Genomic DNA, 17,284 nt, shown 5'->3' on the forward strand with positions numbered 1-17,284 from the left:
TGTGGCCTTATGTCGCAGTATAGGAAGCCGTTACCGGCACAAACCGGGCTTTTTAGAGCAAATTGCGCTTTAGGGCGTGCTGCTGATTACATTGAAGTCTTTGTCGGAATGCCTACAGTGATGCCGCGTTTGTGGGTAAAATAGCCGGCTTTTGTCACACCTCGCGGATCCAAGCGCTATGGGCACCCTCTCGGTCAACCAGAACAAACTGCAAAAACGCCTGCGTCGTCTCGCTGGCGAAGCCATCACCGACTACAACATGATCGAGGATGGCGACAAGGTGATGGTCTGCCTGTCCGGCGGCAAGGACAGCTACACCATGCTCGACGTTCTGTTGCACCTGCAGAAGGTGGCACCGATCAAATTCGAGATCGTCGCGGTGAACATGGACCAGAAACAGCCGGGCTTTCCCGAGCACGTGCTGCCGGCCTACCTGAAGGAACTGGGCGTCGACTACCACATCGTCGAGAAGGATACCTACTCGGTGGTCAAGGAGCTGGTACCCGAGGGCAAGACCACCTGCTCGCTGTGCTCGCGCCTGCGCCGTGGCACCCTGTACACCTTCGCCGACGAAATCGGCGCGACCAAGATGGCGCTGGGGCACCACCGCGACGACATCGTCGAAACCTTCTTCCTCAACATGTTCTTCAACGGCGCGCTCAAGGGCATGCCGCCGAAGCTGCGTGCCGACGACGGCCGCAACGTGGTGATCCGCCCGCTGGCCTACTGCCACGAGAAAGACATCCAGGCCTACTCGGATATGAAAGAGTTCCCGATCATTCCTTGCAACCTGTGCGGCTCGCAGGAAAACCTGCAACGCCAGGTGGTCAAGGACATGCTGGTGGAGTGGGAGCGCAAGCACCCGGGCCGTACCGAAAGCATCTTCCGCGCCATGCAGAACGTGGCGCCGTCGCAACTGGCCGACCGCAACCTGTTCGACTTCACCAGCCTGAAGATCGACGAAAGCGCCACCCCGCGCTTCCTCGACGTGCTGAACATCTGAAGCCATGCGCGATTACCAGTGGCTGCACGAGTATTGCCTGAACCGTTTTGGCTCGGCCCAGGCCCTGGAGGCCTTCCTGCCGCAGCCGCGCACCCCGGCGCAACTGCGCGACATCAGTGACGACCGCTACCTGTCGACCCTGGCCCTGCGCGTGTTCCGCGCCGGGCTCAAGCACAGCCTGGTGGATGCCAAGTGGCCGGTGTTCGAACAGGTGTTCTTCGGCTTCGACCCGGAGAAGGTGGTGTTGATGGGCGCCGAGCACCTGGAGCGGCTGATGCACGACGAGCGCATCATTCGCCACCTGGGCAAGCTCAAGAGCGTGCCGCGCAATGCCCAGATGGTGCTGGATATCGCCAAGGCGCACGGCAGCTTCGGCGCGTTCGTCGCCGACTGGCCAGTGACCGATATCGTCGGCTTGTGGAAGTACCTGGCCAAGCACGGCAACCAGCTGGGCGGGCTGTCGGCACCGCGCTTTCTGCGCATGGTCGGCAAGGATACGTTCATCCCGACCGATGACATGGCGGCGGCATTGATTGCGCAGAAGGTGATCGACAAGCAGCCGACCAGCCTGCGCGACCTGGCGCTGGTGCAGCAGGCGTTCAACCAGTGGCACGAAGAGAGCGGGCGGCCGTTGTGCCAGCTGTCGGTGATGCTGGCGCATACCGTCAACCATTGAGATTGCTGGGGCCGCTGTGCGGCCCAATCGCCGGCAAGCCAGCTCCCACAGAGACCTCACAAGTCCTCAGTACTGTGCAATATCTGTGGGAGCTGGCTTGCCGGCGATTGGGCTGCAGAGCAGCCCCCGAATTCAACTGCCTTCGCCCGCGATGCGCCGCTCATGCTGGAACTTCCAGCGCACATACAGCAGCCCGGCAATGAACAGCCCCAGGCTGACCAGCACCTCAAGCCAGCCAAACACCGCCCGCGCTGGGTCGAACGCTGCCAGCACGCCCTTGATGAAATAAATATTCACCACGAAGCAGGTCCAGGCATGTGCCCGGGCGCTGCCCGACAGCATGCCTGGCAGCAACAGCAGCAGCGGTACCAACTCGATGGCCAGGATCACTTCGACCCGTGCCCCATGCAGGTTCGCGAACCACAGGTTGTTCACCAGTAGCAGGGCGATCAGGCCAAGGAACAACGCAAGGCTCAGCGCCCGCGTCAGGCGCAGGCGCGGTGCCAGCCAATCCAGTGGCGGCAACACCTTGGGCTGTTTAGCCACGCGCGGCCTCCAGGGCTTTGGCGGTGGTCGCCAGGCGTTGCCCAAGGGCGCGGCACAGGGCGATTTCATGTGGGTCGAGTTCACGCTTGCCATCGGCGCCCGCATGATGGCTGGCGCCATAAGGCGTGCCGCCGCCACGGGTGTCCAGCAGCGCCGATTCGCTGTAGGGCAGGCCCATCACCAGCATGCCGTGGTGCATCAGCGGCAGCATCATCGACAGCAAGGTGGTTTCCTGGCCGCCGTGCAGGCTGGCGGTGGAGGTGAACACGCCAGCCGGTTTGCCGACCAGCTCACCGCCCAGCCACAAGCTGCTGGTGCCATCGAGGAAGTATTTGAGCGGCGCCGCCATGTTGCCGAAGCGGGTAGGGCTGCCCAGTACCAGCCCGGCGCAGTGGCGCAGGTCGTCCAGGGTGGCGTACAGCGCGCCACTGGCCGGGATGTCCGGGGCCACCGCTTCGCATTCGGTGGATATCGCCGGCACCGTACGCAGCCGCGCCTCCATGCCGGCCAGTTCGACGCCGCGGGCAATGTGCCGGGCCATTTCGCTGGTCGAACCATGGCGGCTGTAATACAGCACCAGGATGAAGGGCGCGCTCACGGCAGGATCTCCAGCACTTTTTCTGGCGGGCGACCGACCACGGCCTTGTCACCGGCAACCAGGATCGGCCGTTCGATCAGCTTGGGGTGTTGGGCCATGGCTTCGATCAGTTGCGTATCGGTCAGCGCCGGGTCGGCCAGGTTGAGGGTTTTGTACTCGTCCTCGCCAGTGCGCAGCAGTTGGCGTGGGGCGATGCCCAGCTTGCCGAGCAGGGCCTTGAGGGTAGCGGCGTCGGGCGGGGTCTCGAGGTAGCGCACGATGGTCGGCGCCAGGCCGCGGGCTTCGAGCAGTTCCAGCGCGCCGCGGGATTTCGAGCAGCGCGGGTTATGATAGAGCGTCAGGTCGGTCATGTCGGGTCGCATCCAGCAGGGTGTGGCGGCTATTCTAACCGCAGCGACTGACCCATTTGCTTTAAAACTCGAGAAGGATTGACCCATGGCAAGGCGTCTGGCAGCAGTACTGGCCATCACCGCGAGCTTGTTGCTCGGTGGTTGCGGTGCCGATTATGGCGTGGACCAGCACGGTAATACGGTTAAGGCCGAGCAGATCGAAGGGCACTGGCTGGTGCTCAACTACTGGGCAGAATGGTGCGGGCCGTGCCGTACCGAAATCCCTGAACTGAACAGCGCGGCCAAGCAGTGGGCTGCCGACGGCGTCAAGGTGGTGGGGGTGAACTTCGACGGCTTGCAAGGGCAGGACCTGAAGCAGGCCGCGGAAACCCTGGGCATCGGCTTCACCGTGCTGGCCCAGGACCCGGCCGAGCGCTATGACCTGCCTCGCAGCGAGGCGCTGCCGGTCACTTACATCATTGACGACAAGGGCAAGGTGCGTGAGCAACTGATGGGTGAGCAGACCCTGGAAGGGTTGCAGGCCAAGATCAAGGCCCTGAAAGGCGCCTGATGTTCGCCTGTGCCGGCCCTGTCGCCGGCAAGCCAGCTCCCACAGGACCGCACAGCATTTGAAACCTGCGTTGTACTTGTGGGAGCCGGCTTGCCGGCGATGAGGCCGGTACAGGTTGGCGCTTCAGCCTTCTTCAGGCCAGAAGCGCAGCGGCTTGCCCTCGGCCGGCCATAAGCGCATCTGCTCCACCGGCGACACATCCCAGCGCTGCACGGTCTCAAGCGCCTGCAGGAAGCGCTTCTCCTGCTCCATCAACGCCGGCGCGCACAGCTTGCGGGTCTTGCCGACCTTGCCGAAGCTCAGGTGCTTGCCGTCCAGCGTGTAGGGCGCAAACCAGTGGTTGCAGCCGCCGTTGCCATAGGCACGGCCGTCGCTGGCCAGGGTTAGCGTCAGGTGGCTGTAATCGATCAGCGGGCGTTCGCCAATCCATTCCAGCACGTAGCTGCGCTCCTGTTGCAGCTTGGATGGTTCTGCGGCGCAGCCGAGCAGGCCGGTGGCAATCAGCGCGCCGGTCAGCAGATTCTTCACTCGGCGCTCTCCTGGCAACGCGGGCACAGGTGCTTTTCACCACGGCTGGCCCAGCCCAGCTCGGCGATACGCGCGCTGGCGGCTGGCTGGCGGGCTTTCTTGCCCAGCTTGGCGTCGACCGCAAACTCGAAGTCCAGCACGGCGTCGCAGCTGTCGCACTCGACCTGCCAGCTGAGGATTTCCAGCTCGTTGAACAGCGGGCCGCTGGCCACGGCAACCCATTGGCCGCGCGGATTGATCAGGTGGCGCACGCTCTCCACGGTCAGGCGCATGGACAAGTCCTTGCTGCCTTTGAGGGTGACCAGCAGGGTATCGCCTTTGTGCATCGAGCCACCGTTGCCGGTGACCTGGTAGCGGCCCGGCACCAGTGCACGGCACTCGATCAGGGTGTGTTGCGGGTTGAAAAGGGTGTAGCGGAAATCGTGCTCGACCATGGGTCCTCCAGAAATGCCGCGTATCCTAGCATTAACCCGAGACCTGATTCTGCGGATTGCCTGCCGCCCAGCGGCTGATGTTGTCCAGCGTGGTCGCGGCAATGGCATCCAGCGCCTCGCGGGTGAGAAAGGCCTGGTGGGCGGTGATGATCACGTTGGGGAACGTCAGCAGGCGGGCCAGCACATCGTCCTGCAGCGGCAAGTCGGAGCGGTCCTCGAAGAACAGCTGTGCTTCTTCTTCATAGACGTCCAGGCCCAGGTAGCCGAGCTGGCCGCTTTTTAGCGCGTCGATCAGTGCCGGGGTGTCGACCAGTGCGCCGCGGCCGGTGTTGATCAGCATGGCGCCGGGCTGTAGTTGCGCCAGGCTGTGCGCGTTGATCAGGTGCCGGGTGTGCTCGGTCAACGGGCAATGCAGGCTGATGATGCGCGCTTCGCGCAGTAGCTCGGGCAATGTCAGGTAGCGCGCCCCCATGGCCAGCAGCTCTGGGTTGGGGTAGGGGTCGTAGGCCAGCAACTGGCAGCCGAAACCGGCCATGATACGGGCGAACGCGACGCCGATCTGGCCGGTGCCGACCACACCGACGGTTTTGCCGTGCAGGTCGAAGCCGGTCAGCCCGTGCAGGGTGAAGTCACCTTCGCGGGTGCGGTTGTAGGCCCGATGCAGGCGCCGGTTCAAGGCCAGGATCAGTGCCACGGCGTGCTCGGCCACTGCGTGTGGCGAGTATGCCGGCACGCGTACTACCGCCAGGCCCAGACGCTCGGCGGCGGCCAGGTCGACGTGGTTGTAGCCGGCCGAACGCAGCGCGATCAGGCGTGTGCCTCCTTCGGCCAGGCGCTGCAGCACCCCGGCGTCGAGCTCGTCGTTGATGAACGCGCAGACGACTCCGTAGCCGCTCGCCAGCGCGGCGGTGTCGAGGGTCAGGCGGGCGGGTTGGAAATGCAGCTCCAGGCTGCTGCCGATGGCGGCGCGGGTGAAGCTTTCCTGATCATAGTGCTGGCTGCTGAATAACAATGCGCGCATGGTGGGGCTCCTTGATCATTGCTCGATTTCAGGCGCTCAGGCGGGCCTGTGCGGCCAGGCGATTGATTGCCGCATCCAGCTCATCCAGGGCCTGTTGCACCAGCGGGCTCTCCTGCTTGAGCAAGGTCTCGCTGCGCTGGCAGGCCGCGCGCAATTGCGGTACGCCGCAATAGCGCGAGGCACCGTTCAGGCGGTGTACCTGTTCGATCAGGCCGTCGCGGTCATCAGCGTCGCGGGCGCTGCGGATGGCTTCGCGGTCGGCATCCAGCGAGGCCAGCAGCATGCTCAGCATGTCGGCCGCCAGATCGGCTTTGCCAGCCGCCAGGCGCAGGCCTTCCTCAGCGTCCAGCACCTTCAGTTCGTCGCCATTGACCAGTTGCTCGGCCTGCAATTGCTGCGGCATGCCAAGGCTGAGGCCGGTCCACTTCATCACCACCTGGGCCAGTTGCCGCTCGCTGATCGGCTTGGTCAGGTAATCGTCCATGCCGCCGTGCAGCAAGGCGCGTTTTTCGTTGGCCATGGCATGCGCGGTGAGCGCGACGATCGGCAGCGGGTTGCCGCTTTGGGTGTTTTCCCACTGACGGATCTGTTCGGTGCAGGCGCGCCCGTCCATGCCCGGCATCTGCACGTCCATCAGCACCAGATCGAACGGCTCGCCCTGCACGGCCTGTACCGCGGCATATCCGTTGTCGACTGCCAGCACCTCGGCACCCAGGTCTTCAAGAAGCGTCTGCACCAGCAGCAGGTTGGCGGCATTGTCATCGACGCAGAGGATCCTCGGCTGGCGCTGACCAATGGCGCTGCTGGCCTCGCCCAGCGGTCGGCGCGGTTGTACCAGTTCCAGCAGCAGGCGGCGCAGCTTGCGCGTGCAGGTCGGCTTGGACAGCAACTGGCCGTGGCCGTTGGGCAGGTAAGGGTGGTACAGCGCCTGCTCGGTGGTCGGGCACAACACTACGCACTGGCACTGGTTGCGCTCGAGCTGCTGGTGGTATTTGCCCAGTTGTTCGGGCGACAGGTTGCCCAGGTTGGCCCCGAGCACGGCCAGCTCGAACGGCTGGCCAGCCTGGCTGGCGGCCTGCACCGCTTGCAGCAGCTGGTCGTAGGTGGCGAACAGGCTGACGCTGAGGCCGCAGTCTTCCAGCTGGTGCTCCAGCGCCTGGCGCGCCAGCTCGTGGCCGTCGACGATGGCAGCACGGCGGCCCAGCAGCGGCTGCAGCGGCAGTTCCTCGATATCGTCGTGGGCCTTGGGCAGGTTGAGGCTGATCCAGAATTGCGAGCCTTCGCCCGGGGTGCTGTCGACGCCAATTTCGCCACCCATCTGCTCGATCAGGCGCTTGGAAATCACCAGCCCCAGCCCGGTACCGCCAGGCTGGCGGGCCAGCGAGTTGTCGGCCTGGCTGAACGCCTGGAACAGCGTGCGCACATCTTGTGGCGACAGGCCGATACCGGTGTCCTGCACGCTGATGCGCAGCTGGGCGTAGTCTTCGTGTTCGTCTTCGAGCATGGCACGCACGACGATGGTGCCTTCGCGGGTGAACTTGATGGCGTTGCTGACCAGGTTGGTAAGGATCTGCTTCAGCCGCAGCGGGTCGCCGACCAGCGACGAGGGCGTATCGCGGTAGATCAGGCTGAGCAGCTCCAGCTGTTTGGCGTGGGCGGCCGGGGCGAGGATGGTCAGGGTGTCCTGGATCAGGTCGCGCAGGTTGAACGGGATACTGTCGAGGACCAGCTTGCCGGCCTCGATCTTGGAGAAGTCGAGGATCTCGTTGATGATGCCCAGCAGGTTGTCGGCAGACTTTTCGATGGTGCTCAGGTAGTCCAGCTGGCGCGGGCTCATCTCGCTTTTCTGCAACAGGTGGGTAAAGCCGAGGATACCGTTGAGCGGGGTGCGGATTTCGTGGCTCATGTTGGCCAGGAACTCCGACTTGATGCGGCTGGCCTCCAGCGCCTCCTTGCGCGCCATGTCCAGCTCGATGTTCTGGATCTCGATGGTTTCCAGGTTCTGGCGCACGTCCTCGGTGGCCTGGTCGATGCTGTGCTGTAGCTCCTCGTGGGCGTTGTGCAGGGTTTCGGCCATGCGGTTGATGCCGCGCCCCAGCTCGTCCAGCTCGTGGCTGCCCATGGCGGGCAGACGTTCTTCCAGGTGGCCGTCCTTGAGCTGGTTGACCGCGTGCTTGATGCGCTCGATAGGGTCGTTGATGGTGCGGCTCATGCGCAGCGCCAGCAGGCCGCTGAGCACCATGCAGGCGAGGATCAGCAACAGGCTGGTGAACAGGTTGCGGTACCCGCGCAGCAGCGTGCCGTCGTGCGACAGCTCTATCTCGACCCAGCCCAGCAGGCGTTCGGCTTCGGCCGGTACGGCATCGGTGGCCAGGTCGCGGTGGTGGCCGAACACCGGCATCAGGTAGCGGGTGGCGTCATTGCCGCTGCGCTGCAGCAGCTGGGTGCCGGTGCCGCCGCTGGGTGGCTGGTTGAGCATGCTGGGGCCGGCGTGGGCCAGGCGCGTGCGGTCCGGGGCAAGGAAGGCAACTGCGCGCACATCAGTTTGCTCGAGGGTTTGCGCGGCGATGCGCTCCAGTTGCGCCGGGGCCAGTCGGGCCATGGCAGGCGCGGCCAGCGGCGCCAGTTGCTCGGCGATCATCTTGCCCCGCTGCAGCAGCTGGGTACGCAGGTCGTTCTGTTGCAACCAGATAAAGTAGCTGCCCAGCACCAGGGCCATCAGGCCCGCTGGCAGCAGGGCCAGCAACAACACGCGGCTGCGGATTCCCAAGCGATCGAGCACACTCGCCTCCTGTGATGTGCCTGGATGCCGTCAAGCGCTGACGGCCAAGCCGGCAAGTTACTCCGGCTGCGATGCTATTGCACCTCTTTAGTAGGTGTTTTGCGCCGCTGCAGGGGCATTGGTCGCAGGGCGGTTGCCTGGCAGGCGTTAGATGCTCAATAATCGCGCAATTGAGAATAAATGGCAGTTGCCAATGAATCCTGTAACTATTTACAACTCCAGCATCCTTGCCATCGAGGATGATCCGGTGCTTGGCGCCTACCTGCATGAAGAATTGCAGCGTGGCGGTTTTCAGGTGACCTGGTGCCGCAACGGCCTGGAGGGCCTGGAAACAGCAGGGCGCCAGGTGTTCGATGTGGTGCTCATGGATATTCTGCTGCCCGGGCTCAACGGCCTGGACGCGCTGGCACAGTTGCGCACGCGCAGCGCCACGCCGGTGATCCTGATGTCGGCGCTGGGCGCCGAGGCAGACCGCATCAGCGGCTTCCAGCGGGGTGCCGACGATTACCTGCCCAAGCCGTTCAGCATGGCCGAGCTGCGGGTGCGCATCGAGGCAATCCTGCGCCGCGTGGCGCTGGAGCGTCGCCACCAGGCCCCGCAGGAGCAGGCCGGCTGTGGCGAACTGCAATTCGACGAGGGGCTGTGCGACGTGCGCCTGGATGGCCGCCTGGCAGGCCTTACCCCCAGCGAATTCCGCCTGTTCGACATCCTCAACCGCAACCTCGACGACGTCCTGAGCAAGCCTTTCCTGTATCAGCAAGTGCTGCAGCGTGGCTATTCGCGGCATGACCGCAGCCTGGACATGCACGTCAGCCAGATCCGTCGCAAGCTCAAGGGCATCGGCTATCACGAACGGCAGATTCGCACGGTATGGGGCAAGGGCTACGTGCTCAGCGCCAGCGAGGTGGAGTGAGGCATGCTCGACCGCCATTCGCTGTTCTGGAAGCTGGCCATCCTGCTGGTGGGCTTCTGCCTGCTGATGATCGGCCTCAGCTACACCTGGGGCCGGCACATGGAAACCCAGAACGCCTTCCTGTCGGAGCCTGCGCGGCAGGCGTTGCGTGGCTACGCTGGCGAGGCCGAGCAGGCCTGGCGCACCGGGGGGCGCACAGGGCTGGACCGCTGGGTGACGACGATGCACCAGCGCGAACGGGGTTGGGTGGGTGTGCTTGATCTGAACTTGCGGCCGCTCGACAGTGCCACCCTGAACCCGCAGATCATGCAGCGACTGACACGCCTGCGCGGGGTCGACTGGCCCATGAGCCGGCGCAGCGTCAACCAGCCATGGGTGCGCATACCGTTCCCGGGGGCGCCGGAGCAGGGCATGCTGGTGATCGAACTGCCGCAGCGGTTCAACCCGGACCAGCACCGGTTGCTGTGGCGCATTGTCACCAACGGCATCATCCCCGGGCTGTTCACCTTGATGCTGTGCGTGGGCCTGTATCGCATGTTGATCGTGCCGCTGAACCAGTTGCGCGAGCAGGCCAATGCCTGGCGCGCCGATCAGCTGTCGGCACGCCTCGACTCGCGCACCATTGCCCGGCATGACGAGCTGGGGGAACTGGCCCGCGCCTTTGACCAGATGGCCGAGCGGCTGCAGGGTACGGTGGCCATGCAGCAGCAGTTGCTGCGCGACTTGTCCCACGAAATGCGCACGCCGCTGAGCCGGCTGCGGGTAGCCTGCGATGGCGAAACCGACCTGCAGCGCCTGCGCGAGCGCCTGACCCGTGAAGTGGACTGCATGCAGCAACTGGTCGAGGACACCTTGCAGCTGGCCTGGCAGGACGCCGAACGTGCGCCGATGAACCTGGAGCCGATCGAGGTCCACGCACTGTGGGAACTGCTGGCCGAAAACGCCAGCTACGAGAGCGGCTGGTCGCCTGTGCGCCTGCGTTGCGAGGTGCCGGCCGATTGCTGGGTGGAGGGCAACCTCAACCACCTGGCCCAGGCGCTGGAGAACATGTTGCGCAATGCCATCCGTCATTCGCCGGCCTGTGGCCTGGTGCGCCTGGGCGGGCAGCGCGAAGGTGGTTACTGGTGGCTGTGGCTGGAGGATGAAGGCGGTGGCGTGGCCGAGGATGACCTGGAGCGGATCTTTGCGCCGTTCTCACGGCTGGACGGTTCACGGCCCGGGGACGGTGGCTTCGGGCTGGGGCTGAGCATCGCCCGCAGTGCCATCCAGCGCCAGGGCGGGACCCTGTGGGCGCAGAACGGCAAGCGCGGGCTGCGGCTGTGGATGAGGTTGCCGCTACATGCGCCGGCCGCCGCAGCGGCCTAGACGGCAATCATTCCATTCAAATCAGGCTTATATAGCTTGTAGCTATATGCACCACAGATTGCGTGATATGGCCCGGAAGGGTTTGCCGGTATGATAGGCGCCCCTGCCGTCCGGATTGTGAAACACGCCATGACCTTGCAGTACCCAACCATCGCCGATTGCGTCGGCAATACGCCTCTGGTTCGCCTGCAGCGCATCGCTGGCGAAACCAGCAATACCCTCCTGCTCAAGCTCGAAGGTAACAATCCTGCCGGCTCGGTAAAAGACCGCCCGGCGCTGTCGATGATCACCCGCGCCGAGCTGCGCGGCCAGATCAAGCCCGGCGATACGCTGATCGAGGCTACCTCCGGCAATACCGGTATCGCCCTGGCGATGGCGGCGGCGATCAAGGGTTACAAGATGATCCTGATCATGCCCGACAACTCCACCGCCGAACGCAAGGCTGCCATGACCGCTTATGGTGCCGAGCTGATCCTGGTGACCAAGGAGGAGGGCATGGAAGGCGCCCGTGACCTGGCCGAGAAGCTGCAGGCCGAAGGCCGCGGCATGGTCCTCGACCAGTTCGCCAACGGCGACAACCCGATCGCCCACTACAACAGCACCGGCCCCGAGATCTGGCAGCAGACCCAGGGCAGCATTACCCACTTTGTCAGCTCCATGGGCACCACCGGCACCATCATGGGCTGCTCGCAGTACCTGAAGGAGCAGAACCCCGCTGTGCAGATCATCGGCCTGCAGCCGATGGAAGGCTCGGCCATTCCGGGCATCCGCCGCTGGCCCGAGGAGTACCTGCCAAAGATTTTCGACGCCACCCGCGTCGACCGTGTGGTCGACATGTCGCAGCAGGAAGCCGAAGACACCACCCGCCGCCTTGCCCGTGAAGAGGGCATTTTCTGCGGTGTGTCCTCTGGTGGTGCGGTTGCAGCCATGCTGCGCCTGTCCCGCGAAGTGGAAAATGCCACGATGGTCGCGATCATCTGCGACCGTGGCGACCGTTACCTGTCCACCGGCCTGTTCGATCCGAGCTAAATGTCCAAGAAAAAAAGCAACAGCGGCCTGCGCTTCCAGCCAGCCGGCGGCAACCGCAGCGCCCAGGTCCCCGTGGGCAAGAAACAGCGCCTGGAAATCGAGCGCCTGGCTGGTGATGGCCGTGGCATCGCCTTTGTCGAGGGGCGTACCTGGTTCGTCAGTGGCGCCCTGGCCGGTGAGGCCGTGGAGGCGCGGGTGCTCAATGCCCGCGGCAAAGTGGTCGAGGCGCGCCTGGAGCGCTTGCTGCAGGCCAGTCCCGAGCGCCGTGAAGCACCGTGCCGCTACTACGACCGCTGCGGCGGCTGCAACGTGCAGCACCTGCCACACGAGGCGCAGCTGGCGCTGAAGCAGCGCACGCTGGCCGAACAGCTGCAGCGGGTAGCCGGGGTACAGCCAGAGGAATGGGCCGCGCCGCTGAGCGGGCCGGAATTCGGCTACCGGCGCCGGGCCCGGGTGGCCGTGCGCTGGGACGTCAAGGCGCGTCAGCTTGAGGTCGGCTTCCGCGCCGAAGCCAGCCAGGACATCATCGCCATCGACGACTGCGCGGTGCTGGTACAGCCCTTGCAGTCGATTCTGCGCCACTTGCCGACCGTACTTCGCTCGCTGGGCAAACCGCAGGCGCTGGGCCATGTGGAATTGTTCAGTGGCACCGCCGAGGCGCTATTGGTGCGCCATGTTGCACCGCTGCCGGCAGACGATCTGGCCAAGCTGCAGGCGTTTTGCGAGCAGGCCAATGCCCAGTTGTGGCTGCAAGGCGAAGGTGAGCCCGCGCCGGTCGACCCGACGGCGCAACTCGGCTTTACCCTGGCGCCGTGGCAGCTGGAGCTGGCCTGGCGCCCGGGCGACTTCGTGCAGGTGAATGCGCAGGTCAACACCGCGATGATCGAGCAGGCACTGGCCTGGCTTGCACCGCAGGCCGAGGAGCGCGTGCTGGACCTGTTCTGCGGCCTGGGCAACTTTGCCCTGCCGCTGGCCCGACAGGCTCGCGAGGTGGTGGCAGTGGAAGGTGTGCAGGCGATGGTTGATCGCGCTGCAGCCAATGCCCGGAACAACAATGTGCATAACGCACGGTTTTTTCAGGCCGATTTATCGCAGCCTTTGGCAGGCGCCGGATGGGCCGCCGAGGGCTTTTCTGCGGTACTCTTGGATCCACCGCGCGACGGTGCGTTCGAGGTGGTGCAAGGCATCGCCCGCCTCAAGGCCAGCAGGCTGGTCTATGTATCGTGCAACCCGGCCACGCTGGCGCGAGACGCCCAGGTGCTGGTCGGCCAGGGGTACCGGTTAAAAAGGGCCGGGATTCTCGACATGTTTCCTCAAACGGCACATGTCGAGGCCATGGCGTTATTCGAAGCGGGCTAGCTGACTGGCCCCTTGGTGCGGCTTCCAGGGAATGGCGGCCGCACGGTGATCGCCAGCGCATCCATTAGTGCTGCGCTGTATGGAAAGGTAAAAAAAAGATGGTACAGGTGAGAGTGCACCAGCCGGTCAATACTGACGGCAGTATCAATCTCGAAGCATGGCTGGACCATGTGGTAAGCGTCGATTCAGCACTGGATCGCGCAGCGCTGAAAGAAGCCTGCGAGTTTGCCCATGAGGTGGAGAAAAAAGGTAACCCGGCCAAGCATTCCTGGGCGGACGGTACGTCCAGCTTCCAGGCGGGGCTGGAAATCGCCGAAATTCTCGCCGACCTCAAGCTCGACCAGGACTCCCTGGTGGCAGCCGTCATCTACCGCTCGGTGCGCGAGGGCAAGGTCACCCTGGCCGAGGTCAGCCAACGGTTTGGCCCGGTGGTGTCCAAGCTGATCGACGGCGTGCTGCGCATGGCCGCCATCAGCGCCAGCCTCAGCCCACGGCAGTCGCTGGTGCTGGGCTCGCAGGCGCAGGTCGAGAACTTGCGCAAGATGCTCGTGGCCATGGTCGACGACGTGCGCGTGGCCCTGATCAAGCTGGCCGAGCGCACCTGTGCGATCCGCGCGGTCAAGGCTGCTGACGACGAGAAGCGCCTGCGTGTCGCACGCGAGGTGTTCGACATCTATGCGCCGCTGGCGCACCGCCTGGGTATTGGTCACATCAAGTGGGAGCTGGAAGACCTGTCCTTCCGCTACCTCGAACCCGACCAGTACAAGCAGATCGCCAAGCTGCTGCACGAGCGCCGGCTGGACCGCGAGCGCTTCATCAGCGATGTGATGAACCAGCTGCAGAACGAGCTGCTGGCCACCGGCGTCAATGCCGACATCAGCGGCCGGGCGAAACACATCTATTCGATCTGGCGCAAGATGCAGCGCAAAGGCCTGGAATTCAGCCAGATCTACGATGTGCGCGCCGTGCGCGTGCTGGTCCCGGAAATCCGCGACTGCTACACCGCGCTGGGCATCGTGCACACCCTGTGGCGGCATATCCCCAAGGAGTTCGACGACTACATCGCCAACCCCAAGGAGAACGGCTACCGCTCGCTGCACACCGCAGTGATCGGCCCCGAGGGCAAGGTGCTGGAGGTGCAGATCCGCACCCACGGCATGCACGAAGAAGCGGAGCTGGGGGTGTGCGCGCACTGGCGCTACAAGGGCACCGACGTCAAGCCCAGCTCCAACCATTACGAAGAAAAGATCTCCTGGCTGCGCCAGGTGCTGGAATGGCACGAGGAGCTGGGCGACATCGGTGGCCTGGCCGAGCAGCTGCGGGTCGACATCGAGCCGGACCGGGTCTATGTGTTTACCCCGGACGGCCACGCCATCGACTTGCCCAAGGGGGCCACGCCGCTGGACTTCGCCTACCGCGTGCACACCGAGATCGGTCACAACTGCCGCGGCGCCAAGATCAACGGGCGCATCGTGCCGCTCAATTACAGCCTGCAGACTGGCGAGCAGGTGGAGATCATCACCAGCAAGCACGGCAACCCCAGCCGTGACTGGTTGAACTCCAACCTGGGTTATGTCACCACCTCGCGGGCGCGGGCCAAGATCGTGCACTGGTTCAAGCTGCAGGCGCGCGACCAGAACGTCGCCGCCGGCAAGACCTTGCTCGAGCGCGAGCTCAGCCGGCTGGGCCTGCCGCAGGTGGACTTCGAGCGCCTGGCCGAAAAGACCAACGTCAAGACCGCCGAGGACATGTTCGCCTCGCTCGGCGCCGGCGACCTGCGCCTTGCCCACCTGGTCAATGCCGCCCAGCAGTTGCTGGAGCCCGACCGCATCGAGCAGATCGAACTGGTACCGCGCAAGCCCACCGGGCCGCGTACCGGCAAGCGTGGCGACATCCAGATCCAGGGTGTTGGCAACCTGCTCACGCAAATGGCCGGCTGCTGCCAGCCGCTGCCCGGCGACGCCATTGTCGGCTACATCACCCAGGGCCGCGGCGTGAGCATTCACCGCCAGGACTGCGCCTCGGTACTGCAGCTGGCCGGCAAGGAGCCGGAGCGCATGATCCAGGTCAGCTGGGGGCCGATTCCGGTGCAGACCTACCCGGTCGACATCGTCATCCGCGCCTACGACCGCCCCGGCCTGCTGCGCGACGTGTCGCAGGTACTGCTGAACGAGAAGATCAACGTGCTGGCGGTGAACACCCGCTCGAACAAGGAAGACAACACCGCGCTGATGTCGTTGACCATCGAGATTCCGGGCCTGGACGCCCTTGGGCGCCTGCTGGGGCGGATCTCGCAGCTGCCGAACATCATCGAGACGCGGCGTAACCGTACCCCTTGAGACCGCGGCGCCTGCTTTGCCGGTAAACCCGCTCCCGCACCTGTGGGAGCAGGTTCACCCGCGAAGAAGCCACCACCGAAGGACCTGCCTGAATGACCTACACCCTCGACGACCTGCTGCACCTCATGGCCCGCCTGCGCGACCCGCAATACGGCTGCCCATGGGACCTGAAGCAGAACTACGCGAGCATCGTCCCGCATACCATCGAAGAGGCCTACGAAGTCGCCGACACCATCGAACGCGGCGATTTCGAGCACCTGCAGGGCGAGTTGGGCGACTTGTTGTTTCAGGTGGTCTACTACAGCCAGCTGGCCCGGGAGGAGGGGCGTTTCGAGTTTGATGGCGTGGTCGACAGCATCACCCGCAAACTCATCCGCCGCCATCCGCATGTCTTCCCCACCGGCGAGCTCTACGCCCCGGTGGATACCCCCAGCCTGAGCGAAGCCCAGGTCAAGTCACGCTGGGAAGAGATCAAGGCCGAAGAACGCGCCGAAAAAAGCCAGCCCGAACAGCTCTCGCTGCTCGACGATGTGCCGGCAGCCTTGCCGGCGCTGTCGCGGGCAGCCAAACTGCAAAAACGCGCGGCCACGGTCGGCTTCGACTGGCCAGCGGCCTTGCCGGTGCTGGACAAGGTGCGCGAAGAGCTGGATGAAGTGCTTCAGGCCATGGCCGATGGCGACGCCGATGCGTTGGAAGATGAAGTCGGTGACCTGCTGTTTGCCGCCGTCAACCTGGCCAGGCACCTCAAGCAGGACCCGGAAAATGCCCTACGCCGCGCCAACCGCAAGTTCGAGCGGCGTTTTCGCTTTATCGAACAGGCATTGCGCGACAGTGGCCGCCCCATTGAAGATTGTAGCCTTGACGAGCTGGACGCCCTTTGGGGTGAAGCCAAACGTCAGGAAAAGAACCTGCCCAGCTGCGGCTGAGCTGTTGCATAAGTGAGTGAACATTCATGAGCCTTTCCCTTCGCGACCAATTGCTCAAAGCCGGTCTGGTCAACCAGAAACAGGTTTCTCAGGCCACCAAGGCCGAGAAGAAACAGAAACGCCTGGAACACAAGGGCCAGGTCGAGGTGGACGACAGTCAGCAGCGCTTGGCCAAGGAAGCCATGGCCGAAAAAGCCAAGCGTGACCAGGAGCTGAACCGCCAGCAGCAGGAAAAGGCCGAGCAGAAGGCCCGTGCCGCGCAGATCAAGCAACTGATCGAAGCTACCCGCCTGCCCAAGCTCAATACCGAGGACTACTACAACTTCGTCGACGACAAGAAGGTCAAGCGCATCGCCGTCAACGCCCTGATGCGTACCCGGCTGAGCAACGGTGCATTGGCTGTGGTGGGCCATGGTGGTGGTTACGAGGTGATTCCGCGAGAAGCGGCAGTGAAGATCCAGGAGCGTGACCCTGGTCGCATCCTGTTGCTCAACACCCATGTCGAGGAAGCGGACGAGGACGACCCGTACGCGGCCTACAAGATCCCTGACGATCTGATGTGGTAAGCACGAAAAACCCCGCCTTGGCGGGGTTTTTCTTTTGAAGGCTGGGTCATTGCGTTGAAAGCCCGGTCATTACGTGGTGCGCTGGTTTTCCAGGTCTTCCAGTTCTACACGGTACTGATGCGCTTCGTGCTCATTGTGGAACATGCCCACCAGCTGGCCTTGCTGGTGCACATCCCAGATCCGCACGCCAGCGGCCAGGCCTTCGTGGGACATTTTCGATTCGTCGCGTTCGGTTACTTGGACTGTCATCGGTAAACTCCACTTCTTCAGTTGGCTGCGACACTGTGTCGCACACCTTC

18 protein-coding genes are annotated in these 17,284 nt (G+C 64.2%); 10 read left to right on the forward strand and 8 right to left on the reverse strand.

All coding sequences use genetic code 11. The features are described from left to right. The first annotated feature begins 178 nt into the window (after positions 1-178). Positions 179-1,003: a tRNA 2-thiocytidine(32) synthetase TtcA gene (gene ttcA / locus AC5O5R_RS06000; RefSeq protein ID WP_172224588.1), complete on the forward strand. Its 825-nt coding sequence runs from the start codon at positions 179-181 to the stop codon at positions 1,001-1,003. A 4-nt stretch (positions 1,004-1,007) separates the two neighbouring features. Continuing rightward, a complete protein-coding gene (locus AC5O5R_RS06005) occupies positions 1,008-1,679 on the forward strand; it encodes a DNA-3-methyladenine glycosylase I (protein ID WP_172224591.1) in 672 nt (223 codons plus the stop codon). 132 nt (positions 1,680-1,811) lie between these two features. Here the strand turns inward: AC5O5R_RS06005 and AC5O5R_RS06010 are convergent, their stop codons facing one another. Genes AC5O5R_RS06010 through arsC form a run of 3 tightly spaced genes read right to left on the reverse strand, consistent with a single transcriptional unit; the run spans position 1,812 to position 3,173 of the window. After that, positions 1,812-2,225 carry a DUF2069 domain-containing protein gene (locus tag AC5O5R_RS06010; RefSeq protein ID WP_172224595.1) on the reverse strand — a complete coding sequence of 138 codons (414 nt, stop codon included), beginning with the start codon at positions 2,223-2,225 and terminating at the stop codon, positions 1,812-1,814. After that, positions 2,218-2,823 (reverse strand): NAD(P)H:quinone oxidoreductase, encoded by a 606-nt coding sequence (gene wrbA / locus AC5O5R_RS06015; RefSeq protein WP_172224597.1) that lies wholly within the window; start codon positions 2,821-2,823, stop codon positions 2,218-2,220. The genes AC5O5R_RS06010 and wrbA overlap by 8 nt, the downstream gene beginning before the upstream one ends. Next, a complete protein-coding gene (gene arsC / locus AC5O5R_RS06020) occupies positions 2,820-3,173 on the reverse strand; it encodes an arsenate reductase (glutaredoxin) (protein ID WP_172224601.1) in 354 nt (117 codons plus the stop codon). Before arsC ends, wrbA begins: the two co-directional genes overlap by 4 nt. Positions 3,174-3,258: 85 nt before the next feature. Here arsC and AC5O5R_RS06025 point away from each other — a divergent pair, with 85 nt between their 5' ends. Beyond that, positions 3,259-3,723 carry a peroxiredoxin family protein gene (locus tag AC5O5R_RS06025; RefSeq protein WP_172224604.1) on the forward strand — a complete coding sequence of 155 codons (465 nt, stop codon included), beginning with the start codon at positions 3,259-3,261 and terminating at the stop codon, positions 3,721-3,723. A gap of 123 nt (positions 3,724-3,846) precedes the next feature. On the opposite strand, the gene AC5O5R_RS06030 is transcribed toward AC5O5R_RS06025, so the two are convergent. From AC5O5R_RS06030 to AC5O5R_RS06045, 4 genes are read right to left on the reverse strand one after another with little or no spacing between them, the layout of a single operon-like run. Next, complete coding sequence (locus AC5O5R_RS06030) at positions 3,847-4,251, reverse strand: META domain-containing protein (RefSeq protein WP_172224607.1); 405 nt, start codon at positions 4,249-4,251, stop codon at positions 3,847-3,849. Next, entirely contained in the window at positions 4,248-4,685 is a 438-nt protein-coding gene (locus AC5O5R_RS06035; RefSeq protein ID WP_172224610.1) for a hypothetical protein, read from the reverse strand. The genes AC5O5R_RS06030 and AC5O5R_RS06035 overlap by 4 nt, the downstream gene beginning before the upstream one ends. 31 nt (positions 4,686-4,716) lie before the next feature. Beyond that, entirely contained in the window at positions 4,717-5,706 is a 990-nt protein-coding gene (locus AC5O5R_RS06040; RefSeq protein ID WP_172224613.1) for a 2-hydroxyacid dehydrogenase, read from the reverse strand. 28 nt (positions 5,707-5,734) lie between these two features. After that, positions 5,735-8,488 carry a response regulator gene (locus AC5O5R_RS06045; RefSeq protein ID WP_494515091.1) on the reverse strand — a complete coding sequence of 918 codons (2,754 nt, stop codon included), beginning with the start codon at positions 8,486-8,488 and terminating at the stop codon, positions 5,735-5,737. A 193-nt stretch (positions 8,489-8,681) separates the two neighbouring features. Between AC5O5R_RS06045 and AC5O5R_RS06050 the strand changes: the two genes are divergently transcribed. The 7 genes from AC5O5R_RS06050 to AC5O5R_RS06080 all read left to right on the forward strand — a co-directional run bounded on the left by AC5O5R_RS06050 (position 8,682) and on the right by AC5O5R_RS06080 (position 16,985). Then, positions 8,682-9,401: a response regulator transcription factor gene (locus AC5O5R_RS06050; protein WP_172224619.1), complete on the forward strand. Its 720-nt coding sequence runs from the start codon at positions 8,682-8,684 to the stop codon at positions 9,399-9,401. Between the two features lie 3 nt (positions 9,402-9,404). Beyond that, entirely contained in the window at positions 9,405-10,766 is a 1,362-nt protein-coding gene (locus tag AC5O5R_RS06055) for a sensor histidine kinase (protein WP_172224622.1), read from the forward strand. Between the two features lie 129 nt (positions 10,767-10,895). Next, the gene (gene cysM / locus AC5O5R_RS06060; protein ID WP_172224625.1) at positions 10,896-11,795 is read left to right on the forward strand and encodes a cysteine synthase CysM; all 900 of its coding nucleotides are present in this window, start codon (positions 10,896-10,898) and stop codon (positions 11,793-11,795) included. Next, on the forward strand, positions 11,796-13,154 hold the full coding sequence (gene rlmD / locus AC5O5R_RS06065) for a 23S rRNA (uracil(1939)-C(5))-methyltransferase RlmD (protein ID WP_172287300.1): 1,359 nt from the start codon (positions 11,796-11,798) through the stop codon (positions 13,152-13,154). Positions 13,155-13,252: 98 nt separating this feature from the next. Next, the gene (gene relA, locus AC5O5R_RS06070) at positions 13,253-15,493 is read left to right on the forward strand and encodes a GTP diphosphokinase (protein WP_172229553.1); all 2,241 of its coding nucleotides are present in this window, start codon (positions 13,253-13,255) and stop codon (positions 15,491-15,493) included. A 92-nt stretch (positions 15,494-15,585) separates the two neighbouring features. Continuing rightward, complete coding sequence (gene mazG, locus AC5O5R_RS06075) at positions 15,586-16,419, forward strand: nucleoside triphosphate pyrophosphohydrolase (protein ID WP_172229551.1); 834 nt, start codon at positions 15,586-15,588, stop codon at positions 16,417-16,419. 26 nt (positions 16,420-16,445) lie between these two features. Continuing rightward, positions 16,446-16,985, forward strand: coding sequence for a DUF2058 domain-containing protein (locus AC5O5R_RS06080; protein ID WP_172229549.1), 540 nt, complete (start codon positions 16,446-16,448; stop codon positions 16,983-16,985). A 69-nt stretch (positions 16,986-17,054) separates the two neighbouring features. Here AC5O5R_RS06080 and AC5O5R_RS06085 read toward each other — a convergent pair whose 3' ends face one another. After that, positions 17,055-17,234 (reverse strand): hypothetical protein, encoded by a 180-nt coding sequence (locus AC5O5R_RS06085; RefSeq protein WP_172229547.1) that lies wholly within the window; start codon positions 17,232-17,234, stop codon positions 17,055-17,057. Positions 17,235-17,284: the final 50 nt, after the last annotated feature.

Source organism: Pseudomonas sp. 8_5_2 (genome assembly GCF_059295255.1).